Genomic DNA, 25,335 nt, shown 5'->3' on the forward strand with positions numbered 1-25,335 from the left:
ACATCATTTCATTAATATTTAAAAGTTAACGGAGACATAATGGCTCGCATTGCTTGTCTTGGGTGGGGTTCCCTAATTTGGGAGCCAAAGGACTTACCTGTACAGGGAAAGTGGTTCAATGAAGGTCCACTGATATCCGTTGAATTCGCAAGACAATCGAATAATGGACGGATTACACTTGTGCTGGTTGAAACCGAATGCTTGGTTCATTCCTTATGGGCATTAATGAAAACACAGGATCTCCCCTCTGCCATTGAAGCTTTAGTCGTACGTGAAGGAATCCCGCCAAAAAACGCGGACAAGCACATTGGTAGATGGTCAACTGGTCAACCGTCCCCAAAATTGATTCCAACCCTTTCGGAATGGGCACAAGCCAACAATTTGGATCATGTAATATGGACTGGTCTCCCTCCTAAATTCAATAAGATGGATATAATTCCTACAGCCGAACAAGTTGTCGAATACCTCAAAAAACTTTCTGGTGAATCTCGAAAGGTAGCCGAACAATACATTCGCCTTACCCCGCAGCAGATTGCTACCAGGTATAGACACTGCATTGAGTCATCACTCCACTGGTACCCAATGGACGTTGATTAGAAAGCAAGAATCCAAACGACCTGCTACACATTGATGAAGATGTTGCTAACAATAACATGCCTTTATCTTAATCAGACCCTTCCCCTAACGAACACATATTCAGGAGCAGGGTCAATTAAGCTGCAATTATAGGAACAAATTCATCGATGTCCACAAACGGCAATTTTATCAAACAAAGGACATCCATTCATGCATGTCGATTTATGACCACATGGACCACAACGATCTGAACTAAAATAATTGCGAAATGCTTGCATATTCAGAGAATTAGTCCAAATATCCAAAAGTGAAGATTTATTATCAAATAAATCCCCGGTGGCCAAACCACTCTGAAAAGAGCAAGGGTATACCTTAAGGTCCTCAGAAACATACATGGAGAATCGGCCTGCATCACACGCGTCTACCATTAAGGAGTTAGCATTTGTTCTTGCAAATACACCACTTACGCAACAAGCATCAAAACCAACCTTAAGTTTTCTCCGTGAAGATGTCGCTAATTTAAAAAACTCATCTAATCTCGAACTATTACGTAACATTCTTTTTTCAAATATTTTTCGGCCAGATGGTTTGTAATTTAAAAAAATAATAGCATTGATGTTAGAAAGAAATTCTGGTGGTTCGGTGAGCCATTCAATCGCAGTATTAATGCTTGTTGCGTCTAAAATAAAATGTACGTTGACTTTGATATTTTTTGCAACGAGTTTGGCGATCGTTTTAGCAGCTTCGTGATAGGGAGGATATGCTGAAACAGCTACCGCGCCACAGAACTTTCGCGTTGCCTCAAGTATTTCATCACTCAATCCACGTCCATTAGTTGTGAAGTTTGGGACAACTCCCTTGGATGCTGTATATTCGAGTATCTCGATGAAATCAGGGTGTTGATTTGGATTTCCTCCACCTAAAGCTACTTGAAAGGTTCCCATTGCTGCAGCCTGGTCAATTATCTTCTTGTAATCACAAACATCCATATGCTCACCACGAATAGTCGATGATTTATAACAAAAAGAGCATCCTTTATCGCACCAGTTGGTTATAGATATATCCATCAACTCTGGTCCGTGAGGAGACCAGAATGGCTCGGGTTTGCCCTTTTCAGGCACACGAGCAAAGAATCCAGTATCTGGATTAAAAAAAGTTGCATATCCCAATGATTTGTACTGAATGGCTTTTAGCATATGGCTACCAATAATTATTGTAAGCATTGATATAGAAATGGTCTGAATCGATCTCAAACATAGCCATGCATAGTACTGATTCCGCTAAAGAGCCATCACTGCTTAACGTTGAAGTGATGACGCGCTTTCCCTGATCAATTGCAACCTTCATTTTTTCAATAACTTCTGGGGTGAATTCGTGCGATCCTGAAAATTTATCAGCTGCAATTTTAGTCGTAATCTGCTCCCCATATTGTTGGAGCGACGTACTTATTTCGTAAAACATCTGACTAAATAAATCCCCCACAGGACCATCTCTATCTACACCTGCAGCGCGAAGAAAAACTTCTTCAGTCAATTCATCGTCCGAAATGTATACAAATGACGTTGATGAGCTATTCGAAACGAAGTCAAGTTTAAGCTTCACTTTGTTCTCCTCCTAATTTTGTAATACATTCAATTACAGCATCTAACTTGTTATCTTCATATGCCTTGTCAATGACCTGCGGAAGCCAAGTCACAATGAATATTCGGTCAGCGTCTATATCACGTTCGCTCAAAACTTCACCGTAACGAATTTCCACATATTCAGCTAAATGTGCATATTCTACAGAATAGTACCGATGGAACTCGTCTTTGATTTCAATAGATGATAGGAATAAAGCATCATAGACGGGGCCGAATAACTGTTCGCCAAGCCCGCCATTAGTCACTCCCAATGCTGAAAGGAAATCTTTTAGATCGGGCTTCCACGAAGTAGGAAGGACTAATTTTACCTCATCCTTCATAGCCTAACTCTCCTTTAAATATTTCTTTCAAACAGTTCTGTACTTTAACTGATACTGCATTTGTACACGTATTCATAGCAGCAATAATCTCTTTTTCATTTTTAAACCTCACGAAAAAATTAGTTACCGCCTCACTTTCAGACCAAAGTGCATATGGTAAGAAAAACAATACAAGTGACAGAGATGGAGCTCCCAATTGCAGTTTTTTTTCTTCACTTAGATTTAGAAAACCAGAGAGAAAACTGCTAACGCTACTTCGCCAACTTTCACTACTATAACCAAAAGAACCCGAGAATATTGATTTAATGAAAACCCCTGACTCTGATTCATTTAGCTTATTAAGGCAGTGAAGTAATATACTTACATTCAAACACTCAGATTCATCTCTTTTTTTGAAAAGAAACCAGAAAACCTGCCGAAGTTCTCTATCTGTAGACTCGCCCATTAACACAGCTTCCAACCGCGCTACATCCTGATGCGTCTGAATATCTGCCGATAGAAGATGAAGGTTATTTAAATAATGAGTTTTGAAATCATCAAATTTTTCACAAGCAGATTGAATACATTCATTTTTTTGCTTTCTTGCCAATAAATAGACATAACGGAAAAAACCTTCATAGATAGGCCAACCTGATACTTCCCCCATTATTTCATTTACTTTTTCTGCATGTGATACTGCCAACTCAGAAACAACATAGTAAGCCAATAAAAAATCCCGCAATTCATCATATGTAAACGAGATATTTTCAATCCCTATGGATGAGAGTCCGATGGAAGGGACTTCTCTGCGTAGAATAATGTCTTCCCCTATTAATTTTTCAACAATTTGTTTTTCCGATTCATCAAAGCGTTCTATCGATACCTGGGAAAAGTTTTTACTATTCAGCATTTGAGAGCAAATTTTATATATTGACCTTAAAGCTTTTTGCTGCGAAACATTTGGGAATTCTTTAAGCTTCATAATCAAATACTGCTCAAACATATCCCCTTTATAGATATCAGACACATAACCAATATTTTTCCCTTGGTTAATCTCGCAGAAAATTCGCAGTAAGATAAGATCGTTTTTCAAAAAATCTTTTGCATGACCGGAAAGTTTAGATTTAATTTTAAAATGTTCAATATAAGATTTTAGTAATCTCGACTTATTATTTTCTGACATTTCCTTTCGAAGATTTTTTACTCGATAAAGATACGTGGAAAATTGCGGTTCAAAAACATCAGAAAATTTGTGATCAAAAAATTCATTTCTACAAGTTATTAATATTTTTACAAAATCATACTGAACTAACGCTTCCAAAAATACTCTTAACTCAGCAACAAATCCGTTCAAATCCCCAATTTCATTTATTCCATCTATAGCTATTATAAATGGTTTTTTACACTCTTCAGCAACACTATTAAGCAAATTAAATAGATCGTGTATGTGTGAAATGCTTGGAGCGAATCTATTATTTGTTATGTATGACAAAATACGATTTGGTCCAGCATAGTCATTCAATGAGCGTGCAGGAATGAATATTGTGGGAATTTCAAATGCTCTAAACTGATGCTCAACTAAATCACAAATGAAGTTTGTTTTTCCTTGCCCTGCCATGCCGGTGATCAAAAAAATCTTTGCCTGAGCAATAATAATTTTTTTCAAGATATTTTCAAGCGCGCGATATATACCACTTCCGCCAGACTGGATTCCTAATCTAAACACCTCCCAATAATCACTTGAATCCTCACTTGATTCATACCTTTCAGCCTGTTCACCATACCATGAAAATGGGGATACAAATTTATGAATCTCATTAATTAAATCGTATTGCTCTAAAAAACGCGTCCTAATATCATATAGATCTGTGGGCTTTTTTAGGTTTGATATTTTATATAAATCATCGGTAATGGGCATTATTTTTGCCATTATCAACAATTCATTTAATTTAGTTAAGTTAATATTTCGAAGATCATCATCAATTTTTCTGTAAAAAAACATTGGATTTGCGAAATACCGCATTTCTTCCTTTGTTTCCGACGTTTCTACAAAGATCGAAGGTATATATTTTTTTGTTAATTTTTCATCTTCTATTTTTTTCTGGCTAACCTCCATAAATTCAACCAAATTGGCGTGAAATTTTAATTTTGAATCTGCTGTTCGGAATCCCTCTTCAAGATAGTCATTGATATTTTTAATTTTCTCGATAGTGAGTTCTTCAAATTTCTTCGCCAAGTCTCGAAAATCGAGAATGTTGTAAGATGTATCAAAATCAATTGAGAGTTTACTTACTAGTAATGCCAAGCTTTTAGAAGTGTACGAATTTTGCTTCTCAGAAATGACATACACGTAGAGTCTGTCGAAATCGTTATGGAGGTTGTGAGAATCAAATTTTTTCAGTGTTTCACACACCTTACTACTCGAGGGGTCTGATGTTATTTGAATTGATGTTCTGCTTGTTTTACAACCTAAGTCTACTGCTGGAAAATTCATTTGAATACGGTTTTGATTGCACAAATCAGGACAATCATAAGCCACTGAGAATACAGGAATTAGAAAATCTTCCGCGAGGGTGTTTATGTCAAATAAACCCATTGCATTTGAGACCTTCACCTCGTGAGCAAAACGCCCCAGTAGAGAGATGGTTCTTTGTAAAAGTTCTTGCCGTATCATATTTATGTCAATTCATTCAAGTTCTTAGTTTCGTTGTTTATATATGTTCATTTAAGAACACGCCAAAATTCTCACTGACATGCTAAAGAGGTGTTGGTGATCTTGCAACATCGCAATCGTTGTACTGCTGCCCTAGGCAGAAAAATTTACATTTGGCATAAATCATTATTATTTAATTGATTTAGATCAAACTTCTGATTATTCACCCTATTATTTTATTATCTAGTAGTTTCAATGGTTAAATGCGATGGAGTTTTATTAACATGGATAATCAGAATGTTAATTTATATTAAGTTAATCTTTATGTTAAATATCATTTCTTATCATACACATGAAATCATATATTAAGCCTTATCATAGCCTTCTATTCAATTTTGATATCATCATGTTTTACTCGTTGAGTTCTTGAGAGCATGTTATTGAAATCAATTGATCTTTCTTAAATTCATTGAATTGAGAAGCAGATGATTTTGATAGTAATACATTAACTACTTTTATATCACTAGAATCCGGTTTTAAGAATAAAAACACGTACCCTGATAAAACCATAAACAATGTCGTTATGACGTTCATTAACCATGCGATATTAAACTGACCAGCGGTATAACCCCATCCATTACTTCCTAGAAATAACAAAAGAAAACCACCTACAACGAATATACATATGCACATACGCAGCCAGGACTCATAAGCTTTCTTATTAAATATTAGTTTATTTTCACCGACATCAATAAAACGGATACATTTGAATATCGAATCATCGATATGTAACTCCTCTTTAGCCGACAGATGCATTAAATAGTAACATAGCGCTCTATATCTATCTTTTACACCGTTTGTTGCTAAAGATAATGCAGCCCCACGAAGTCGGTTGTTGATAATATCCATGTCATGAGAGCTTGAATTCCCTGATAACTCTAATAATAATTTAGCTTCTTTTAACTGCTCAGAATGATGGCGTTTAATTTTATGATAACAATCTATTACATCCTTAAATTTAAATACAAAAAAAACAAACCCTATAAATAAAATAAAATCTGGTTTAATTGATGATAACTTATCCCAGGCCTTAAAAAAATCTTCGAAACTCATCGAAACCCTCTTGGACTTAAATTGTTGATAGTACGGTTAGTATAATTTATCATGAGTAAAAGAACACCTCATAACTGGTTTAAATTTTAATTTAGTGATATGTAATGATTGTCTTAAATTATTAACCCAAAGCCTACACTTGGTGCTTGCTGACGATTCTATTTACATTTACAAATTATTAAAACACAACATCTTTTTGTTAAATTGTTTAGAAGAAAGAGGTTAAAAGTTAGAATCTATTTACATGAAGGCCGGGATAAAACCGGCCTATATCCCCTTAGACGCCTGACACTATTTTTGTCAGAATAGAAGTCGTACTATGTTCAAACCCATCCACATAATCTCCATACCACTGCATCATCTCCCTCCGCCCTTCCAGATACAACGCATGGTTGTACGTCCCACGAATCGCATTCTTATCAACATGCGCAAGCTGGGTTTCAATCCATGCCGTATTAAACCCTTCCTCATGCAAAATTGTTCTCATCGTGTGCCTAAAACCATGTCCAGTAACCTTCCCCGTATATCCAATCCGCTTAAACACCTGATTAATACTCGCTTCGCTCATCGTTTTGCGGGGATCATTCCGCCCTGGGAATACCAGAGGATATTGTCCAGACATCACTTTGAGCTGCTGTACAATTTCCAGCGCTTGGGTAGAGAGGGGGACAAGGTGAGGCCGTTTCATCTTCATTCGCTCTGCAGGTATTTCCCACGTAAGCGTGCAGTGAGAACCGTATTGACGAAGTGAAGCTGGTCAGGCAGGCAGAGTAACCCGCCACGGGAGCAGAGCACCCACCCGGTTCACAGGCCAGTCGGCGATGACATCAAGTACATAATGCAGATAGCGTTCCGGATCCACGCCGTTTAATTTGCACGTCCCGATAAGACTGTACAGTGACGCACCGCGCTCACCACCATGATCCGAGCCGAAGAACAGCCAGTTTTTTCTCCCCAGACTGACCCGTCGTAGGGCGTTTTCGGCAATGTTATTATCCACCTCCACCCAGCCATCTTCTGCATAGCGGATCAGCGCCGGCCACTGGTTCAGCGCATACCCGAACGCCTTCGCCAGTTCTGAGTGCCTTGAGAGGGTTTTCTGTTTCTCCCGCAGCCACCCCTCCAGTGACGCCAGCAGCGGCAGCACTTTTTGGTGCCGGACTGCCTGCCGTTCCTCTGCTCTTTTACCTCTGATCTCCGACTCGATGGCATACAGCTCGCCGATCCGTTTCAGCGCCTCCTCCGTCAGGACTGACGGGGTACGGACGTGAACATCGTGGATTTTTCGGCGGGCATGGGCCCAGCACGCGGCTTCCTTTATATGGCCGTCGCGGTAGAGCTCGTTGAACCCGGCGTAGGCATCAGCCTGCAGTACGCCACTGAAGCCTGCAAGATGGGTCTGAGGGTGGATACCTTTTCTGTCCGGGCTGTAAGCGAACCACACTGCGGGGGCCAGCGCTGATCCGGCGTTGCGGTCGTCTCGAACGTACGTCCATAAGCGCCCGGTCTTCGTCTTCTTATTGCCCGGCAACAGCACCGGGACAGGCGTATCGTCAGCATGGAGTTTGCCGTCGGTCAGGACATAGTGCTGAAGGGCTTCATCCAGCGGTGCCAGCAGACGACAACACGCATCCACCCAGCCCGACAGTACAGAACGACTCAACACTACACCCTGGCGGGCATAGATCTCCGACTGGCGATACAGCGGTGTGTGCTCTGCATACTTTGAGGTCAGCACTCGGGCCAGCAGCCCCGGTCCGGCGATCCCCCGTTCGATGGGGCGCGAAGGAGCCGGGGCCTGAACGATGCGATCGCACCGACGGCAGGCATGCTTTTCACGGACTGTCCGGATAACCCGGAAGGCGCTGCGCATCAGCTCCAGCTGTTCGGCGGCATCCTCACCCAGGTAACTCAGCGAACCACCGCACTCCGGGCAACACGGCTCAGTCGGCAGCAGCCGCTTCTCATCCCGTGGGAGTGACTCAGGGAACGGTTTGCGGGTGCGGGTCTGACGCAGCGGGCGCTGCACTGCCGGGTCATCCACCCGGCCGGTCAGCGTATCGCTTTCCTGCTGCAGCAGGTTCAGGTCAGCTTCCATTTGCGCGATACGGCGGGATACCTTTTCGGAACGACTGCCGAAGTTCATCCGGCGCAGCTTATCCAGTTGCGCCTGCAGATGGTCTATTTCGCGTTCCCGGTTGCTCAGCTTTTCCTGCAGGGCGTGGATCAACGCTTCCTGTTCGGCCAGGCGCTGTTTCAGCAGAAGGATGTCGTCAGAAGAGGTATCGTTCATAAGCCTGTATTTTACCAGGCTTATTCTGCGACAACCAGGATAAAGAGCGCTACAACATGGTCAGGGATGTCAGTAACCGCTTTGGCTGTCGCCAGTCGATACCTTCCATCAGCATCGCCAGTTGCGCCGGCGTCAGGAACACTTTGCCATCGCGGGCTGAGGGCCAGGCGAAGCGACCACGTTCCAGTCGCTTTGTCAGCAGGCACAGACCATCGCCGGTGGACCAGAGCAGTTTTACCTGACTGCCGCTGCGTCCCCGGAAGATGAAGACGTGGCCGGACATCGGGTCATCTTTCAGCGCGGTCTGCACCTTTGCGGCGAGGCCATTGAAGCCGTTGCGCATATCGGTGATACCGGCAACCAGCCAGATTTTTGTGCCTGCGGGAAGATTTATCATACCGGCCCCCGCATCAGTTCGCGCAGGACAGTGCTCATGAGTTCAGCAGAGGGATGAGTCAGTGTTATTTCTCCTCCCCGACATTTTATGTGGCAGGTAGCGGGAGGAGAGCAGGATGGTAGTTCGAAGGTTGGGAGAGAAGAGCCCGCCTGAAGCTGCACGGGTATCAGGGCAGGAAGCGACGATGAGTTTTTTCGGGGCCGACAGACCCGCCCTTCACGCTGCCAGAGCCTTATCCATTTAAAGAGCAGGTTATCATTGACGTCATGTTTCCGGGCCAGTGCGGCAATACTGCCTTCTTCTTCAAGAGCCAGCCTGACCAGTTCCATTTTGAATTCAGGGGAATAGTGTTTCCGGGGAAGTCTTTCTTTAGCGCGCATGAGGTGTCCACCTGCAAAATAAGTGGGTGCTTAAGTTACAGGATCCTGGATTCGGGACCAGACGGTACTCAGACGACGCTTACTTTCCCACACCGCTTTCTCAAGATCAAACTCACTCCAGAAAGCCCCCCGAAGCTCGCCGGTACGAACTCCCGTAAGGATTAGCAAGCGTGCGGCAAGAACAACTAACGGGCTTCCTGTATAGCTGGATAGGGCTTTAAAGAAGTCTGGTAACTCTTCAACAGTCAGGAAGGGGTAATGCTTCGATTCATGCCCTGACATCGCGCTAGTAAGATCCGCTGCAGGATTGTATTCCGCACGACCGGTAACTATGGCGTAACGAAAGACTTCGCTGCAGCGCTGGCGAACCTTCTTGGCCTTCTCTGTCGCGCCACGGCTTTCCATACGACGCAGCACATTAAGCAGAACCAGCGGTTTGATTTCATTCACCGGCTGTTGGCCAATATAGGGGAAAATATCTTTATTGAAGGCTTCGATAATGTCCGAGGCATAACCTTCTGACCAGCGGCTCACCTTCGTTCCGTGCCATTCAAGCGCCACTGCCTGAAACGTATTATTGAGCTGCACATCCCGAACCAGCTTTTCTTCTTTCTTGGCAAACGATGGATCGATACCTTCGGCCAGTTTTTTCTTGACTTCATCACGTAGTGCCCTCGCTTGTGCAAGAGACACTGCTGGATAAACACCGAAAGCCATACGCTTCTCTTTTCCATTGAAGCGATATTTCATCCGCCAGTATCGAGAACCAGAGGGAACGACTTCAAGATACAAACCAGCACCATCTGCCAGCTTATAGGCTTTCTCTCTGGGTTTAGCTGCATCTACCTGTCGCGCATTTAGCTTCATTGGGGGCATCTCCCTGGACCGAACACAGAATGCCCCCACTTATGCCCCCAACTGTGACTTGATTCTGGTTGAGTACAGTTGATAACAGGAGATAAGATACGGGCTAGGAACCTCAGTATACGGGCTTTTAATTGAGTTCGGTAGACCTGGGAGGAGTTTGAAATGGTGCCGATAATAGGAGTCGAACCTACGACCTTCGCATTACGAATGCGAAGTTTTTATATTTTAACTGCTTGAACAACCATCAGAAATCACAAATTTATCATTTTAAATCATAATATTAAAACAAAAAACCTGTTGATGTAAATTGATGAGTGTTGATGTTTATCCTTTCAATTTACTTACACCAGCCGTTACATTACTGTAAACCGTAATCCCCAACAGGAACCCTAAAAATGGCGCTTTCAAGACAAAAACTAACCTTCGAACGAATTCGAAGATTTACTTTACCTGAAGGGAAAAACCAAGTTTTCCTTTGGGATACGGACGTAACAAGCTTGGCATGTCGAGCAACTCGTGGAGCAAAAGCCTTTGTATTCCAAAGCCTGTATGCGGGAAAAACCCTTCGCATGACCATTGGCAACATTAACGATTGGAGGATTGATGATGCGAGGGCCGAAGCCAGGCGACTGCAAACATTAATCGATACTGGGATAGATCCGCGTATAGCTAAGGCGGAAAAAATTGCTGAAGCGGAATCACAGCAGGCTGAATCTCGTAAAACGAAGGCAACCTTTTCAAGCGCTTGGGAAGATTATCTTGATGAATTGAGAACCGGAATCAGCGCAAAAACTAAACGCCCCTACTCTGCACGCTACATTGCCGATCACGTTAACTTGTCCAGTCGTGGAGGCGAAAGTAAAAAAAGAGGCCGGGGCCCAACCTCACCTGGGCCACTGGCTAGCCTGCTCGACCGACCATTATCAGAACTAACACCAGAGAACATTGCCGAATGGCTAAGTACAGAGAGACAAAATCGGCCTACCGTCACTGCTCATGCCTACCGTCTGTTGCGTGCATTCATCAAATGGGCTAATTACCAGAAAAAATATCAGGGAATAATCGATGGCGATCTTGCACAAGATCATAACGTGAGAAAAATGGTTCCAATATCAGCGAGCAAAGCGGGAGATTGCTTACAAAAAGAACAGCTCAAAAGCTGGTTCAGTGCCGTGCGTAGCCTCAATAATCCCATTGCATCAGCCTATCTCCAAGTGCTTTTGCTCACCGGTGCACGGCGTGAAGAAATTTCCTCACTTCGCTGGTCTGACATAGATTTCAAATGGTCAAGCATGAGAATTAAAGACAAGATCGAAGGCGAGCGAATTATCCCCCTCACTCCCTATGTTTCTGACTTGTTACGCTCACTGATGGAGATCCCCAATCGTGGTACAAACGAGGAGAATTGGGTTTTCAGAAGTAACAGCAAAAGTGGCAAAATTATTGAACCGCGTTCAGCACATAATAGAGCATTAACTCGCGCGGAGTTACCACATATCAGCTTGCACGGATTGCGCCGTAGTTTTGGGACCCTCGCTGAATGGGTCGAAGTACCAACAGGTATTGTTGCGCAGATTATGGGCCATAAGCCTAGCGCTCTTGCTGAAAAGCACTATCGCCGCCGTCCATTAGATTTGCTAAGAAAATGGCATGAAAAAGTTGAATTATGGATCTTAGAAGAAGCAAAAATAAAAAACAACGTTGATAAGCGTTGATTTTATCAAATATCAACAACTTACATAAAATCACATGTGTTGACAGAAATTTTTTTTCAGTTATCTTTTATTACTGCTAACTACATTCACTCACTAAGCAGGAGATTAACTACAGTGACTAACCCAATAACTGTATCAAGAGAAGACCGAAGTGCGGAAATCAGAGCGAGATGGGGTTTACATCCGACTAAAAACAAAAGTTCTAATTTTTGGGAAACAACAATTCAGCGTTTTAATAATAGTAGTACTGACCGAATACTACCTCTTTGGCACCGTGTTTCAAAACTTTTAGTTGCTATTAGGAATGTAGTCAATACTATAACATGCCTTTTTCCACCAAAGGGGAATACTTCCCGCTCACGCCGAAGTTCAACAACGTCATCAAAAAACTCATCATCATCTTCATCGGATGGTAGTAGTAGCGACCCCGATCCCGATAGAGACCCCATATTCACCCCTTTTCATTTCATTCTTTCATCTCTGTTAAAAACAATGATCGTCTTATTTGCCCACATATCAAATGTTGGGGTGATGAAATGAGCGATATCAAACATCAAAAACCCTCTCAGTCACAACTAATTTCTACCCGCGAGTTAGCTAATATTATTGGCTATGAAGTACAAACTATTCGAGCTTGGCTTTGCAAAGACAAACTGCCTAATGGTTTACCGCGACCGAAGAAAATTAAAAACCGACACTATTGGTCACGTAAAGACATTGATAGATACCTATTAACCTTCTCAGTATATAGTAACTAATAGAGGCCTCCCCCGGCTATTCTAAAGAATAGCCGGGTTAGTTAATACAAACCTTCCATTAACAATGGGGGGAGATTAATACTATTTATCACATCTCACATTAACAAAATTCAAGGTCACATATGAAAAAACGCATCACTTTCAGCGTAAACAATAGTTCTACTATTGATGCAATTGACGACTATAGCAATGCAAAAGGATACTCCAGGTCAGAGGTGATATCATTTTTATTAAACGCCACAGTCCCAGCATTGAATAAAATAACATCGCAATATCATATAGCTCAAACTTTGGAGTCAACATTAGGCTGTATTTTTGAAGAGAAGGTCCCGTCAATAGCACGGGGGGAGCCAAAATTAACTTACGAAGAGTTTTTTCATTCCGTCTGGAACACTCACATTCGACACCGGAACGAGGTTGTCGATCAAGATTTTTATGCGCACAAAATACCTCATGATAAGATGGGTAAGAGCGAAAAAAAATTAATTCATGAAAAGCTCTCATACATTATAAAAAGTTTCAATGTAAAAAAAGCAATTTTTATTTACACAGATCGGCGCGTGAACCACAAACATCTCATTGCAGGAGGGTTATCTAATATCATACTGATAAAGGAAACAGTCTACGATGGTTGTTTTTTTGATTTGAGCAGCATTGTGATTATGCCAATCTTTGAACTTATTACATTTGGAGTTGAAGCAGTATTGAAAAGAAATAAAACTCCCCCTAAACAATCATGCTATTGCTGGATACCAATTTATTACACAAATGATCTAGCGGTAATGGTCCCTGTGATTGCCGAAGGCGATACACCTCAAAAGGCGATGAAAGGAGGAGATGCCATCATTATTAACCCCTTTAACGGTGAAGTAAGCCATACTTTCTGATACCAATGTTAAGCATAACCACTTAGTTGCATACATCTCGACAGTATGGAGTTAGTACCTAATAGCTTGATGAGGGTAAAAGATGCCTACTAACAAAGCAAAATCAAAGAAAATTCTAGGAAGGCCTGAAGGAAGTAAATATTCCCATTTAATTCAGAGTGAGAAGGCTAAGCATTACTCTCAATCCAAGGTGGCAAAGATCTTAGGAATAAGTATTTCCACGGTAAAAAGACACTGGGATAACGGCATCTTTGGGTGATTATAATTGCAGAGTTGCTTTTTAATTATTTTACTGCATGGGTAATGGGTTGATAACAAGTTTTATTGTTGGAAAGGTATTATATAACAGTCATTACTATTAATAGTTAATTAATATAACTAACCACAGACATTCAGCTATGTCTGATCATATTACTATATACGGCTATCCAAAGCCGTAGGGCTAACGACAGGATCGAAACATGGAATTATATCATGGTTCCCATGGTGAGCATGTGCTCGCCTATAAAAAACATATTGAACGAGTCGTCAATGATGCTATCAGTGAATTCCCCAGAACAATGGCGTTACGTGTTGATGTTCATTATCCACCCATTTTAGACAGAGGTGACACTGTTTGCTGTTTTCCTAATCTAGAGCCTGGTGCCATATCCCGTTTCCGTAATGCATTAAATGCCATGTTGGAGGCCAATGAGAGAACCAGAGCAGCTAACGGCAAAAGAATATATCCAAACCGTGTTCGTCATGTTTGGGCACGGGAGTTTTCCGAAGAAGGAAAATGTCACTTTCACCTTGGTCTTTTTTTTAATAAAGATGCTTATTACCATTTAGGTGATTATGAGGCTGAAAGAAATTTAAGGATGATGATTGTAAGAGCATGGTATAGCGCACTGGGATTGGAACTGGATGATTATCCGGGATTGGTTCACTACCCTGAAAATTGTCGTTATATTTTAGACGTCAATGATTTTAACTTTGAAGGAGAATACAATAAATTACTGAATCGTCTCGACTACCTAGCTAAACTCGATACAAAAGCATATGGAGATGGCGACCGTAGCTTCGGCTGCAGTCGCGGGTAATTTATTTTTTACAGCAATGGCCTTTCTTATGGATGGAAAGGCCAGACCTTATATATCAAGAAGATGGTGAGCGATAAAGTATTGTTTTCAAGTAATCATCTGTTGCAGTAAACTCAGGGAGTTGGCCACTCATGGCCTGTGTTAGTGGAATAATCTTTGTCCTGACTCCCATCCCCCTGAAATCAACGTAACCATAATCACGTAAGACTTCCATAATAATCGTATTGCGTGGTGATCGCTGACCTGTAACCATCTTTTCAATCGACATCGAATTATTCAGCGCCCCTGGGCTAATAACTTCAAATCGATTGCTATACAAGCCAATCTCTATCTCAACAAAGCGTGTCCAGTCACGATGAGCCAGTGCATTTACAACAGTTTCGCGAATAGCTTCCAGTGGATAATACCAGGTTGTTTCCCGACGTAGATGCGTATCGGGTAGAGGGGCCTCTGAAGTGATAAAGGGCATGATAGTTGACATCAAACGCTCAATCAATCCACCATCGATCAAAGCCTTTCCGGCTTCCTCAGTATCAAAACGCCCAACCATTGGACCATCCAGAATATCATCGAGTAACGGTTGGTACTCCTTATCCTCGCTGGCAAACGCAAAGACTCGGATATCTGGTCGATGCGAGAGTTCAACCATTTTGATTTTGAACTCAACGGGATAATTAGGGCTTTTTTTACGCACTGTGGTTAATGATTTCATGGATAGTGTCCACCATATTTGGTGTCCACTATCCTCTCAGGAATTTCAGGATCTGCCAGACGGTGCTGAGACGACGCTTACGAATGTTATACCCCCTGCTGCAGTGGAAAGACGTGGTGACAGATACCCCTTCCCCACATTCAGGCAGCAACTCTTTCATCAGTAGCAGGCGGGAATCAATATGAGCAGGATCGGTGTGGTTAAAACGATGAAGGAGCGATTTTGTCCGCAAAGAATCCGCTTTTATGGCGGGTTCAGCAGGGAAAAAGTAATCCCCATCTTTAAGACGGACACGTTCCACCCTGGTATCAGCGCAGGGCGGCAATTTATCATTCATTAATTCTGTTTCCTCCGTATGCAGCGTGGAGCCTTTCCTGTTACCGGTTTTATCCGGATGTATGCTGTCCCGTGAAGTGGCGGGCAAACTCACTTCTAAAAAATTACGGCCAGATCTTGTCATGCCTATCACAAAGTATCATAACCGAGCATTGTGTAAAGATGAAAACCGTCAAATTGAGCGCAATCGAGCTGCATGATATGATCAGAACCCTACTAAATCAGAAGTATTGGGTATGAGATTACTTTTGAGGAAGCACGTAAATGAAACGAGTGGTTCTGTTTTCATGTGGGAGCGCTTGTCGCTCCCTGAATAGTCCATGTGACAATGAAGATTAAACAGCATCATAACCAGCATGATGCCGTTGCATTTCTTGCATATCGGCAGACTACATCAGAACCCGGTAACCTTGGATGCTGGGATAATGGCAGAGAAGAGGCACTTACTGTATCTACGGTAAAAAGCGGTTTTGTCGATGAAGTTTTAAAGGAAACCCTCCAGAAACGCTGATGAAATTGCGCAGTTTCGCTGGCCTGATGCGACAACAACTCGCCAGTAGAATGGGTATTTCTTACAAATACCTGCGCAGCATAGAAGCAAACCCATCCAGAGCGAGCATTACTACACTTAACCATTATGCCAAGAAGTGTGGTGTTAAAAGCCCTTTGATTTATCTGTAAATAAGATAAAACATGATAATTTCATCAAGTTGCATGGTAATTTATCCAGGATCCATTTGTGTCCAGGACGTAAGTCTTCACAGCTGTCGAATCAATTCTATTTCGTAAGGCGGCTCACGTTTTTATGCCCTGAGCAGTGCTTTTCCGGCTGGAACTTTCCCCCACTCATTCACTGTGATTTAATATGCTAAACCGGTTTAATTAAGTTTAGCCTTGGAGGGTTTTAGCATGAAAGCAAAAGTTTGGGTTCTGGGCGACGCAGTGGTGGACCTGCTACCGGAGAGTGAAGGGCGCTTGCTACAGTGCCCTGGAGGCGCGCCGGCTAACGTGGCGGTAGGGGTTGCCCGCCTTGGCGGCAACAGCGGATTTATCGGCCGCGTCGGCGGTGACCCGTTTGGCCGCTACATGCGTCATACCCTGCAACAGGAGCAGGTCGACGTCAGCCATATGTATCTTGACGATCATCACCGCACGTCCACTGTGGTGGTCGACCTTGATGACCAAGGTGAACGCACCTTTACCTTTATGGTACGCCCCAGCGCTGACCTGTTCCTGGCTGAAGAAGACCTGCCACAGTTTGCCGCCGGACAGTGGTTGCACATCTGCTCCATCGCGCTCAGCGCCGAGCCCAGCCGCAGTGCTACCTTCGCGGCTATGGAGAACATCAAACGTGCCGGTGGCCGGGTGAGCTTTGACCCTAATATCCGCCTGGATCTCTGGCAAGATCAGAACCTGTTGCACGCCTGTCTCGACCGCGCCCTGCGTCTGGCGAACGTGGTGAAACTGTCCGAAGAAGAGCTGATACTCATCAGCGGGAGTAATGATATCGCGCAGGGGATCGCCAGCATCACTGAGCGTTATCAGCCTGAATTACTGCTGGTGACTCAGGGTAAAGCGGGCGTCATCGCCGCATTCCAGCAGCAGTTTATCCATTTCAGCGCTAAACCGGTTGTCAGCGTGGATACCACCGGTGCGGGCGATGCGTTTGTCGCCGGACTGCTTGCCAGCCTTGCTGCCAACGGGATGCCGGCGGATATCAATGCCCTGGAGCCAACGCTCGCTCTGGCGCAAACCTGCGGTGCCCTGGCAACCCTGGCGAAAGGCGCGATGACTGCCCTGCCATACCAGCGCGATCTACACCGCCAGATTTGATCCTAAATACCGTCGTACGCGGTCCACTTTGTTGCATCCATCACACTTATTAAACCGGTTTAGCAAAATCAATTTCAAAATGTTAAATGTCGTGCTTAACATTGCAACTAAACCGGTTTAGTAAAAACACACAATTTTTTATTTTCCTTTTGGGATGCAATCAATATGTTCAGAAAAAGCACACTCGCGGTTCTTATCGCTTTGCTAACCGGCGCCGCCTCAGCCCATGCACAAACGGATCTCAGCAGTATCGAAGCCCGTTTAATTGCGCTGGAAAAACGCTTACAGGATGCCGAAAACAGAGCGCAAACGGCAGAAACCCGCGCAGAGTCGGCAGAGAAGAAAGTACAGCAGCTCACGACACAGCAACAAAAAACCCAGGACAGCACTCAGGAAGTGGCTCAGCGTACCGCCAAACTGGAGAAAAAAGCCGATGAGAAAAGCGGGTTTGAGTTCCACGGCTACGCCCGCTCCGGCGTGATAATGAATGACTCCGGCGCCAGCACCAAATCCGGAGCCTACATGACGCCAGCAGGGGAAACCGGTGGGGCTATTGGCCGCCTGGGAAACCAGGCCGATACCTATGTTGAAATGAATCTTGAACATAAGCAGACCCTGGATAACGGGGCAACGACCCGCTTCAAAGTCATGGTCGCCGACGGTCAAACCACTTATAACGACTGGACGGCGAGCACCAGTGATTTGAACGTGCGTCAGGCCTTTGTTGAACTGGGCAACTTGCCCACCTTCGACGGGCCGTTTAAAGGCTCCACCCTGTGGGCCGGGAAACGCTTTGACCGGGATAACTTTGACATTCACTGGATCGACTCGGATGTCGTGTTCCTCGCCGGTACCGGCGGCGGTATTTACGATGTCAGGTGGAACGACAGCGTTCGCAGCAACTTCTCTCTTTACGGGCGTAACTTCGGCGATATTGCTGATACCAGCAACAGTGTGCAGAACTACATCGTCAGCATGAACAATTTCATCGGGCCGGTGCAGATGATGGTCAGCGGGATGCGGGCAAAAGACAACGACGAACGCCAGGATACCAACGGTAATCCGGTCAAAGGCGATGCGGCAAATACCGGTGTACATGCGCTGCTCGGGTTGCACAACGACAGTTTTTACGGCCTGCGTGAAGGTGCCAGCAAAACCGCCCTGCTCTACGGTCACGGACTGGGTGCCGAAGTTAAAGGTGTCGGCTCTGACGGCGCGTTACGCTCGGGGGCTAACACCTGGCGCTTCGCCAGCTACGGCACCACGCCACTGAGCAAGAACTGGTTTATCGCCCCGGCGATACTGGCACAAACCAGTAAAGACCGTTATGTCGATGGCGACAGCTACCAGTGGGCAACCCTCAACATGCGTCTGATCCAGGAGATCAATCAAAACTTCGCCCTCGCTTATGAAGGCAGTTACCAGTATATGGATCTCAAACCTGAAGGTTATAACGATCGCCATGCGGTAAACGGCAGCTTCTACAAGCTCACCTTCGCCCCGACCTTTAAGGTTGGCGACATCGGCGATTTCTTCAGCCGTCCTGAAATCCGTCTTTACACCTCGTGGATGGACTGGAGCAAAAAACTCAATAATTACGCCAGCGATGACGCGCTGGGCAGCAGTGGTTTTAAATCGGGCGGCGAATGGTCGTTCGGGATGCAGATGGAAACCTGGTTTTGATGGTTAACACCTGGCGACAGTAACCGCCGGGGCGACAAAATACGTTTCGTCGCCCCGGACACAATAACAACGAAGAGAATGCGCTCCGGCTACCACGGGACGACAACTCGAAAATCAATACGCATTCAGAGGGTACTATGGATTTTGAACAGATTTCCCGCTCGCTACTTCCGCTTCTGGGAGGCAAGGAAAATATCGCCAGCGCCGCGCACTGTGCCACACGCCTGCGCCTGGTGCTGGTCGATGACTCACTGGCCGATCAGCAGGCCATCGGCAAAATTGATGGGGTGAAGGGCTGTTTCCGTAACGCCGGACAGATGCAGATTATCTTCGGCACCGGGGTGGTGAACAAAGTCTACGCCGCCTTTATCCAGGCGGCAGGGATTGGCGAATCCAGCAAATCGGAAGCTGCCGACATTGCGGCGAAAAAACTGAATCCTTTCCAGCGCATTGCCCGCCTGTTGTCGAACATCTTTGTGCCGATCATCCCGGCTATCGTCGCCTCCGGCCTGTTGATGGGCCTTCTGGGGATGGTTAAAACGTACGGCTGGGTCGACCCGGGTAACGCCATCTACATCATGCTGGATATGTGCAGCTCAGCGGCGTTTATTATTCTGCCGATCCTGATTGGCTTCACCGCCGCCCGCGAGTTCGGTGGTAATCCTTATCTTGGCGCGACGCTTGGCGGCATCCTGACTCACCCGGCGCTCACCAACGCCTGGGGTGTGGCCGCCGGTTTCCACACCATGAACTTCTTCGGCCTTGAGATTGCCATGATCGGCTATCAGGGCACGGTGTTCCCGGTGCTGCTGGCGGTGTGGTTTATGAGCATCGTTGAGAAACAGCTGCGTCGCGTGATCCCCGATGCACTGGATCTGATCCTGACGCCGTTCCTGACGGTGATCATTTCCGGTTTTATCGCCCTGCTGATTATCGGCCCGGCTGGTCGCGCGCTTGGCGACGGTATTTCGTTTGTCCTTAGCACCCTGATTACCCACGCCGGTTGGCTGGCCGGACTGCTGTTTGGCGGTCTCTATTCGGTTATCGTCATTACCGGTATTCACCACAGCTTCCACGCCATCGAAGCGGGACTGCTGGGCAACCCATCCATCGGCGTCAACTTCCTGCTGCCGATTTGGGCGATGGCCAACGTCGCTCAGGGCGGTGCTTGTCTGGCGGTGTGGTTCAAAACGAAAGATGCCAAAATCAAAGCCATTACCCTGCCCTCGGCGTTTTCTGCCATGCTCGGCATCACCGAAGCGGCGATTTTTGGTATTAACTTACGCTTTGTAAAACCGTTTATCGCAGCCCTGATTGGCGGCGCGGTGGGCGGCGCGTGGGTGGTATCCATGCATGTTTACATGACCGCGGTGGGCCTGACGGCTATCCCTGGCATGGCTATCGTGCAGGCCAGCTCGCTGCTGAACTACATTATCGGGATGGTTATCGCCTTTGGCGTCGCCTTTGTCGTCTCCCTGGTACTGAAATACAAAACGGACGCTGAATAATGTCACATCCATCACGCCTGCCTGCGATTTTGCAGGCTGTTATGCAGGGCCAGCCGCGCGCGCTGGCCGACAGCCACTATCCCCGCTGGCACCATGCGCCGGTGACCGGGCTGATGAACGATCCCAACGGCTTTATTGAATTTGCCGGACGTTATCACCTGTTTTATCAGTGGAACCCGCTCGCCTGCGATCATAAGTTCAAGTGCTGGGGGCACTGGAGCTCTGCCGACCTGCTGCACTGGCAACATGAGCCGATCGCGCTCATGCCGGATGAAGAGTATGACCGCAACGGCTGCTACTCCGGAAGCGCCGTGGATAGTCAGGGCACGCTCACCCTGTGCTATACCGGCAACGTAAAATTTGACGACGGCAGCCGAACCGCGTGGCAGTGCCTGGCGACGGAAAATGCCGACGGCACGTTTACCAAACTCGGCCCGGTATTACCGCTGCCGGAGGGCTATACCGGCCACGTGCGTGACCCGAAAGTCTGGCAGCACGAAGGTCGCTGGTACATGGTGCTGGGCGCACAGGATTTGCAAAAGCGTGGCAAGGTGTTGTTATTCAGCTCAGCGGACCTTCATGAGTGGACGAGTCAGGGCGAAATCGCCGGTTATGGCATCAATGGCCTGGACGACGCGGGCTATATGTGGGAATGCCCGGACCTGTTTGCCCTCGGCGACCAGCATGTCCTGATTTGCTGCCCGCAGGGCGTGCCTCGTGAGAAAGAGCGCTATCTCAACACCTACCCGGCAGTGTGGATGAGCGGCGATTTCGACTACCACCGCGCGGCCTTCGAGCATGGCGAACTGCACGAATTGGACGCAGGGTTTGAGTTCTACGCCCCGCAAACCATGCTTACCAGTGATGGCCGCCGTCTGCTGGTCGGCTGGATGGGCGTGCCGGAGGGCGAAGAGATGCTTCAACCGACCCTCACCAACGGCTGGATCCATCAGATGACCTGCCTGCGTGAGCTGGAGTTTATCGATGGTCAGCTATACCAACGTCCTCTACGAGAGCTGAGCGCCCTGCGCGGCGAAGCGCACGGCTGGGCAGGGAACTCCCTGCCGCTGGCACCGATGGAAATCGTTCTACAAACCACTGGGGACGATATTTTGAGCCTCGATTTTGACGGCGCATTAATCCTTGAACGCGATGCCAGCGGGATCCGCCTGGCCCGACCCAGTCTGGCCAGCGACGAGAAGCATTATCGTTACTGGCGCGGAGACGTCCGCTCGCTGCATATTTTCATCGACCAGTCTAGCGTGGAGATTTTCATCAACGGCGGCGAAGGAGTGATGAGCTGCCGCTACTTCCCGGCCTGTTCAGGGCAGCTAATGTTCTCTGGCATCACACCGGACGCATTCTGCTACTGGCCGCTGCGAACTTGCATGGTAGAATAAGCGTTTTGCCTCAAGCTCATGGCGTCGTAATGAAAACTAAACGCGTAACCATTAAAGATATCGCCGAACAGGCTGGCGTCTCAAAAGCGACCGCCAGCCTAGTACTGAACGGTCGTGGTAAGGAGCTGCGTGTGGCGCAGGAAACGCGTGAGCGAGTACTGGCGATTGCCCGTGAGCAGCACTATCAGCCAAGCATTCACGCCCGCTCGCTGCGCGACAACCGCAGCCACACCATCGGACTGGTGGTGCCGGAGATCACCAACCACGGCTTTGCGGTCTTTTCACATGAGCTGGAAATGCTGTGCCGCGAAGCAGGCGTCCAGCTATTGATCTCTTGTACTGATGAAAACCCCGGTCAGGAGAGCGTGGTGGTCAATAACATGATTTCCCGCCAGGTTGACGGTCTGATCGTCGCTTCATGTATGCACAACGATGCCGACTATCTTAAGCTCAGCCAACAACTGCCAGTAGTGCTGTTTGACCGTTGTCCTAATGAAAGCCTGCTGCCGCTGGTGATGACTGATTCGATTACCCCAACGGCGGAACTGATTTCCCGCATTGCACCTAAGCATAGCGATGAGTTCTGGTTTTTAGGCGGTCAGTCGCGTCTGTCGCCTTCACGCGATCGTCTGACCGGCTTCACGCAGGGTTTGGCTCAGGCGGGTATTGCACTGCGCCCGGAATGGGTGATTAACGGTAACTACCACCCGAGCTCAGGCTATGAGATGTTCGCCGCACTCTGCGCGCGACTTGGGCGGCCGCCTAAGGCGCTGTTCACTGCCGCCTGTGGACTGCTCGAAGGGGTACTGCGCTATATGAGCCAGCACCATTTACTCGACTCAGATATCCATCTGACGAGCTTTGACGATCACTATCTTTATGATTCGCTGTCGCTGCGTATCGATACCGTACAGCAGGATAACCGCCAGTTGGCCTGGCACTGCTATGATCTGATAAGCCAATTGATCGAGGGCGATACGCCCGAAACGCTACAACGCTACCTGCCCGCAACGCTGCAGTTTAGGCATCAGTAATAACTGAGCATTTTTGAATACCCTACAGAGGTGAAATCTGGTGCGAATCCAACAATCAAAAATCAATATTTGTAGTGATGTGATGCGGAAAGGTCTTCACTGCATCAGTAATCACACCAATCGGGTTAAACGGCAAACTGAGTGGTGGTAAAGACTGACACCGGCATTATTACTGTCACTGTGGAACATCACTCCGGCGGGTTTACCGCAAGCTTCCCACGCAATTTCCAGCGCTTTGATGTCAGCTTGCTGTCCGGTGAGAATGACATTGCCCAACCCTCAGGTTTCCTTGCGAACAGATCGAGAACAACAGCAAGGTAAGCCCAACGCTTGCCTGTCCAGAGTAGAGTAAGAGGCAGGGCGTAGTCGGACTATTTCCCTGCCTCTCCTCCCCGAACCGGACGTGCACCTTTCAGCGCATCCGGCTCTCCATTTAAATGCTGGCGAACGCCATTGCCACTTCTGTAAAGCGCGATGTATACGTGTTTCTGGTCTCCGTCCTCAGATAGGGATTACCTTCGGGTAGCCGCCAGCGGAACAGCTTCTTGCCTTGCCCCACCAACCGGTACAGTATTTCGCCGCTGAGCTTGCCGTGATTGGTTTTACCAAATAAAACCCACGTTTTGCTCTGACCCGGTTTCGGTGATTTACACCACCACCTCATCAGGGAAGCGATACCTGTACGGTATTTGCGGGCCAGCCAGTGAGCCAGCTTCCAGAACACGACACGGTCGATATAACTGAAGACTTTGGCCTTAAAATCAACGAACTGATAGAACATGGCCCAGCCTTTCAGTTTTCGGTTGAGTTGTTCAGCCATATCGACTTTGCTTTCACTGTAGTTGCCTGATAACAGTGCTGTCAGCGATGCGGCGAAGTTTCTGGCTTTCTCCTGCGGGATCGTTGAGACCACTCGCATCTCGCCATAACGACTGCGTTTGCGAATGATCCTGTGCCCCAGAAAGATAAAGCCGTCATTAACATGGGTGATTTTAGTCTTATCCATGTTCAGCCTGAGTTTCAGACTGCCTTCGAGCACACCCCGACACTCCTCCCTGATGGCTTCCGCCTGTGCTTTGGTGCCTTTGACGATGAGGACAAAATCATCGGCATAGCGGCAGTACGCCACCGCGGGTTTCCACTGCCAGTTTTCTCTGACCGCCGTACTTCGGCCCCGTTGGATACTGTTATTCCAGTACCACCGATCTTTTCTGGCTTTCCCGCTCAGGTAGCGCTCATGCAGGTATTGATCGAACTCATTCAGCATGATGTTCGATAATAGCGGCGATATAACACCGCCCTGTGGCACACCTTCACTGGCCGCCCGAAAGAGACCGACATCGATATGTCCCGCCTTGATGGTTTTCCACAGCAGAGTCATGAAACGTGCGTCACTGATCCTGCGGCGTACAGCCTTCATCAGCAGTCGATGATGTACGGTGTCGAAGTAACTGGACAGGTCGCCTTCAATCACCCAGCGTCCCCGGGTTTCACCACAGTCTGTGAGCTGTAATTTCACCGTGCGGATCGCGTGGTGGACACTGCGCTCAGGCCGGAAGCCATATGAGAGCGTATGAAAATCACTCTCCCATATCGGCTCCATCGCCATCAGCATGGCCCGCTGAACAATACGATCCCGCAACGCGGGGATACCCAGTGGTCGCAGTTTGCCGTTGCTTTTAGGGATGTAAACCCGTCTGGCGGGCAAGGGCTGGTAGTGGCCTGAGAGTAATTCATCCCTGAGGATTTGCAGCTCAACAGCCAGTCTGGCCTGTAGCATTGTTTTGTTCACGCCATCAACGCCGGGGGTATGGGCCCCCTTTGATGAAAGCGTGATCCGCGCCGCTTCAGCCAGCCATTCTGGTTGTGTTATCAGACGCAGCAGCCGTTGAATCCGTAGGGACGGATCGGTGACTGCCCATGTGGCAAGCTTGCGTTGCATTTCGCTGATTATCAAAGGTCTTCACCTCGTTAGGTCAGTTAATTCACGTCGCAAACACATTCAAACTGCTTCCCTTCGCCATGTAATGGGCTTTCCCCATCGCGGACTACTACGGAAGCTCCGCCAGCCAGCGCGTCATCGGAGCCATGCCCCCTTAACATCCGTCGCTGACCTTCCCCGGTTTACCTGCCTGGACTCAGGCATACTGAGGAGGCTGCCCGTCG

Annotated in this window: 20 protein-coding genes and 4 pseudogenes; 10 read left to right on the top strand and 14 right to left on the bottom strand. The window is 46.8% G+C overall.

Features of this window, described 5'->3' with window-relative positions; all coding sequences use genetic code 11:
• Window positions 1-39 precede the first annotated feature (39 nt).
• Window positions 40-597 (top strand): hypothetical protein, encoded by a 558-nt coding sequence (locus HV314_RS19550; protein ID WP_181546498.1) that lies wholly within the window; start codon window positions 40-42, stop codon window positions 595-597.
• A gap of 140 nt (window positions 598-737) precedes the next feature.
• On the opposite strand, the gene HV314_RS19555 is transcribed toward HV314_RS19550, so the two are convergent.
• The 10 genes and pseudogenes from HV314_RS19555 to HV314_RS19600 all read right to left on the bottom strand — a co-directional run.
• Window positions 738-1,772: a radical SAM/SPASM domain-containing protein gene (locus tag HV314_RS19555; RefSeq protein ID WP_181546500.1), complete on the bottom strand. Its 1,035-nt coding sequence runs from the start codon at window positions 1,770-1,772 to the stop codon at window positions 738-740.
• Window positions 1,773-1,776: 4 nt separating this feature from the next.
• Entirely contained in the window at window positions 1,777-2,178 is a 402-nt protein-coding gene (locus HV314_RS19560) for a hypothetical protein (RefSeq protein WP_181546502.1), read from the bottom strand.
• Window positions 2,168-2,539: a hypothetical protein gene (locus HV314_RS19565; RefSeq protein WP_181546504.1), complete on the bottom strand. Its 372-nt coding sequence runs from the start codon at window positions 2,537-2,539 to the stop codon at window positions 2,168-2,170. The genes HV314_RS19560 and HV314_RS19565 overlap by 11 nt, the downstream gene beginning before the upstream one ends.
• Window positions 2,529-5,114, bottom strand: coding sequence for an SMEK domain-containing protein (locus tag HV314_RS19570; protein WP_239008178.1), 2,586 nt, complete (start codon window positions 5,112-5,114; stop codon window positions 2,529-2,531). Before HV314_RS19570 ends, HV314_RS19565 begins: the two co-directional genes overlap by 11 nt.
• Before the next feature lie 468 nt (window positions 5,115-5,582).
• Entirely contained in the window at window positions 5,583-6,284 is a 702-nt protein-coding gene (locus HV314_RS19575) for a hypothetical protein (RefSeq protein WP_181546508.1), read from the bottom strand.
• 277 nt (window positions 6,285-6,561) lie between these two features.
• Window positions 6,562-6,999, bottom strand: a pseudogene (locus tag HV314_RS19580) (tyrosine-type recombinase/integrase); the annotation flags it as partial.
• 42 nt (window positions 7,000-7,041) lie between these two features.
• A complete protein-coding gene (tnpC, locus tag HV314_RS19585; RefSeq protein ID WP_001000409.1) occupies window positions 7,042-8,577 on the bottom strand; it encodes an IS66 family transposase in 1,536 nt (511 codons plus the stop codon).
• Between the two features lie 49 nt (window positions 8,578-8,626).
• The gene (tnpB, locus tag HV314_RS19590; protein WP_000609174.1) at window positions 8,627-8,974 is read right to left on the bottom strand and encodes an IS66 family insertion sequence element accessory protein TnpB; all 348 of its coding nucleotides are present in this window, start codon (window positions 8,972-8,974) and stop codon (window positions 8,627-8,629) included.
• The gene (tnpA, locus tag HV314_RS19595; protein ID WP_001201739.1) at window positions 8,971-9,354 is read right to left on the bottom strand and encodes an IS66-like element accessory protein TnpA; all 384 of its coding nucleotides are present in this window, start codon (window positions 9,352-9,354) and stop codon (window positions 8,971-8,973) included. The genes tnpB and tnpA overlap by 4 nt, the downstream gene beginning before the upstream one ends.
• A gap of 84 nt (window positions 9,355-9,438) precedes the next feature.
• A pseudogene (locus tag HV314_RS19600) lies at window positions 9,439-10,221 on the bottom strand (tyrosine-type recombinase/integrase); the annotation flags it as partial.
• A gap of 320 nt (window positions 10,222-10,541) precedes the next feature.
• On the opposite strand from HV314_RS19600, the pseudogene HV314_RS19605 reads away from it, so the two are divergent.
• The 3 genes and pseudogenes from HV314_RS19605 to HV314_RS19615 all read left to right on the top strand — a co-directional run bounded on the left by HV314_RS19605 (window position 10,542) and on the right by HV314_RS19615 (window position 14,663).
• Window positions 10,542-11,936 (top strand): annotated as a pseudogene (locus tag HV314_RS19605) (tyrosine-type recombinase/integrase).
• 880 nt (window positions 11,937-12,816) lie between these two features.
• Window positions 12,817-13,581, top strand: coding sequence for a hypothetical protein (locus tag HV314_RS19610; RefSeq protein ID WP_008321066.1), 765 nt, complete (start codon window positions 12,817-12,819; stop codon window positions 13,579-13,581).
• A 461-nt stretch (window positions 13,582-14,042) separates the two neighbouring features.
• Window positions 14,043-14,663: an inovirus Gp2 family protein gene (locus HV314_RS19615; RefSeq protein WP_008321072.1), complete on the top strand. Its 621-nt coding sequence runs from the start codon at window positions 14,043-14,045 to the stop codon at window positions 14,661-14,663.
• A gap of 55 nt (window positions 14,664-14,718) precedes the next feature.
• Here the strand turns inward: HV314_RS19615 and HV314_RS19620 are convergent, their stop codons facing one another.
• Together HV314_RS19620 and HV314_RS19625 are read right to left on the bottom strand one after the other, a co-directional pair.
• Entirely contained in the window at window positions 14,719-15,375 is a 657-nt protein-coding gene (locus HV314_RS19620; RefSeq protein WP_003029581.1) for an ATP-binding protein, read from the bottom strand.
• Window positions 15,376-15,403: 28 nt separating this feature from the next.
• Complete coding sequence (locus HV314_RS19625; RefSeq protein ID WP_003029582.1) at window positions 15,404-15,712, bottom strand: maltose acetyltransferase domain-containing protein; 309 nt, start codon at window positions 15,710-15,712, stop codon at window positions 15,404-15,406.
• A 536-nt stretch (window positions 15,713-16,248) separates the two neighbouring features.
• On the opposite strand from HV314_RS19625, the gene HV314_RS27660 reads away from it, so the two are divergent.
• The 6 genes from HV314_RS27660 to HV314_RS19655 all read left to right on the top strand — a co-directional run bounded on the left by HV314_RS27660 (window position 16,249) and on the right by HV314_RS19655 (window position 23,169).
• Complete coding sequence (locus tag HV314_RS27660) at window positions 16,249-16,392, top strand: helix-turn-helix domain-containing protein (protein WP_223870241.1); 144 nt, start codon at window positions 16,249-16,251, stop codon at window positions 16,390-16,392.
• Between the two features lie 228 nt (window positions 16,393-16,620).
• Window positions 16,621-17,544 carry an aminoimidazole riboside kinase gene (locus tag HV314_RS19635; RefSeq protein WP_003029584.1) on the top strand — a complete coding sequence of 308 codons (924 nt, stop codon included), beginning with the start codon at window positions 16,621-16,623 and terminating at the stop codon, window positions 17,542-17,544.
• A gap of 165 nt (window positions 17,545-17,709) precedes the next feature.
• Window positions 17,710-19,227, top strand: a complete 1,518-nt coding sequence (locus HV314_RS19640) for a carbohydrate porin (protein WP_003029587.1) — start codon at window positions 17,710-17,712, stop codon at window positions 19,225-19,227.
• Window positions 19,228-19,364: 137 nt separating this feature from the next.
• Complete coding sequence (locus tag HV314_RS19645) at window positions 19,365-20,735, top strand: sucrose-specific PTS transporter subunit IIBC (RefSeq protein WP_000345204.1); 1,371 nt, start codon at window positions 19,365-19,367, stop codon at window positions 20,733-20,735.
• Window positions 20,735-22,135 carry a sucrose-6-phosphate hydrolase gene (locus HV314_RS19650; protein WP_003029589.1) on the top strand — a complete coding sequence of 467 codons (1,401 nt, stop codon included), beginning with the start codon at window positions 20,735-20,737 and terminating at the stop codon, window positions 22,133-22,135. The genes HV314_RS19645 and HV314_RS19650 overlap by 1 nt, the downstream gene beginning before the upstream one ends.
• 29 nt (window positions 22,136-22,164) lie before the next feature.
• Entirely contained in the window at window positions 22,165-23,169 is a 1,005-nt protein-coding gene (locus HV314_RS19655; RefSeq protein ID WP_003029591.1) for a LacI family DNA-binding transcriptional regulator, read from the top strand.
• 165 nt (window positions 23,170-23,334) lie between these two features.
• Here HV314_RS19655 and HV314_RS27435 read toward each other — a convergent pair.
• Window positions 23,335-23,522: pseudogene (locus tag HV314_RS27435) on the bottom strand (DDE-type integrase/transposase/recombinase); the annotation flags it as partial.
• Window positions 23,523-23,602: 80 nt separating this feature from the next.
• Window positions 23,603-25,111 (bottom strand): group II intron reverse transcriptase/maturase, encoded by a 1,509-nt coding sequence (gene ltrA, locus HV314_RS19665; RefSeq protein ID WP_001189123.1) that lies wholly within the window; start codon window positions 25,109-25,111, stop codon window positions 23,603-23,605.
• Window positions 25,112-25,335 lie beyond the last annotated feature (224 nt).

This window comes from Citrobacter sp. RHBSTW-00887 (genome assembly GCF_013728095.1).
Classification (GTDB): domain Bacteria; phylum Pseudomonadota; class Gammaproteobacteria; order Enterobacterales; family Enterobacteriaceae; genus Citrobacter; species Citrobacter braakii.

What these genes read in the sequence shown, in the direction of transcription:
- HV314_RS19565 (WP_181546504.1), bottom strand. Translation starts at nt 2,539, where the DNA reads ATGAAGGATGAGGTAAAATTAGTCCTTCCTACTTCGTGGAAGCCCGAT.
- HV314_RS19575 (WP_181546508.1), bottom strand. Translation starts at nt 6,284, where the DNA reads ATGAGTTTCGAAGATTTTTTTAAGGCCTGGGATAAGTTATCATCAATT.
- HV314_RS19650 (WP_003029589.1), top strand. Translation starts at nt 20,735, where the DNA reads ATGTCACATCCATCACGCCTGCCTGCGATTTTGCAGGCTGTTATGCAG.
- HV314_RS19555 (WP_181546500.1), bottom strand. Translation starts at nt 1,772, where the DNA reads ATGCTAAAAGCCATTCAGTACAAATCATTGGGATATGCAACTTTTTTT.
- HV314_RS19635 (WP_003029584.1), top strand. Translation starts at nt 16,621, where the DNA reads ATGAAAGCAAAAGTTTGGGTTCTGGGCGACGCAGTGGTGGACCTGCTA.
- HV314_RS19570 (WP_239008178.1), bottom strand. Translation starts at nt 5,114, where the DNA reads ATGGGTTTATTTGACATAAACACCCTCGCGGAAGATTTTCTAATTCCT.
- HV314_RS19625 (WP_003029582.1), bottom strand. Translation starts at nt 15,712, where the DNA reads ATGAATGATAAATTGCCGCCCTGCGCTGATACCAGGGTGGAACGTGTC.
- HV314_RS27660 (WP_223870241.1), top strand. Translation starts at nt 16,249, where the DNA reads ATGCGACAACAACTCGCCAGTAGAATGGGTATTTCTTACAAATACCTG.
- HV314_RS19610 (WP_008321066.1), top strand. Translation starts at nt 12,817, where the DNA reads ATGAAAAAACGCATCACTTTCAGCGTAAACAATAGTTCTACTATTGAT.
- HV314_RS19645 (WP_000345204.1), top strand. Translation starts at nt 19,365, where the DNA reads ATGGATTTTGAACAGATTTCCCGCTCGCTACTTCCGCTTCTGGGAGGC.
- tnpA (WP_001201739.1), bottom strand. Translation starts at nt 9,354, where the DNA reads ATGCGCGCTAAAGAAAGACTTCCCCGGAAACACTATTCCCCTGAATTC.
- HV314_RS19620 (WP_003029581.1), bottom strand. Translation starts at nt 15,375, where the DNA reads ATGAAATCATTAACCACAGTGCGTAAAAAAAGCCCTAATTATCCCGTT.
- HV314_RS19615 (WP_008321072.1), top strand. Translation starts at nt 14,043, where the DNA reads ATGGAATTATATCATGGTTCCCATGGTGAGCATGTGCTCGCCTATAAA.
- HV314_RS19640 (WP_003029587.1), top strand. Translation starts at nt 17,710, where the DNA reads ATGTTCAGAAAAAGCACACTCGCGGTTCTTATCGCTTTGCTAACCGGC.
- HV314_RS19550 (WP_181546498.1), top strand. Translation starts at nt 40, where the DNA reads ATGGCTCGCATTGCTTGTCTTGGGTGGGGTTCCCTAATTTGGGAGCCA.
- HV314_RS19655 (WP_003029591.1), top strand. Translation starts at nt 22,165, where the DNA reads ATGAAAACTAAACGCGTAACCATTAAAGATATCGCCGAACAGGCTGGC.
- tnpB (WP_000609174.1), bottom strand. Translation starts at nt 8,974, where the DNA reads ATGATAAATCTTCCCGCAGGCACAAAAATCTGGCTGGTTGCCGGTATC.
- tnpC (WP_001000409.1), bottom strand. Translation starts at nt 8,577, where the DNA reads ATGAACGATACCTCTTCTGACGACATCCTTCTGCTGAAACAGCGCCTG.
- ltrA (WP_001189123.1), bottom strand. Translation starts at nt 25,111, where the DNA reads ATGCAACGCAAGCTTGCCACATGGGCAGTCACCGATCCGTCCCTACGG.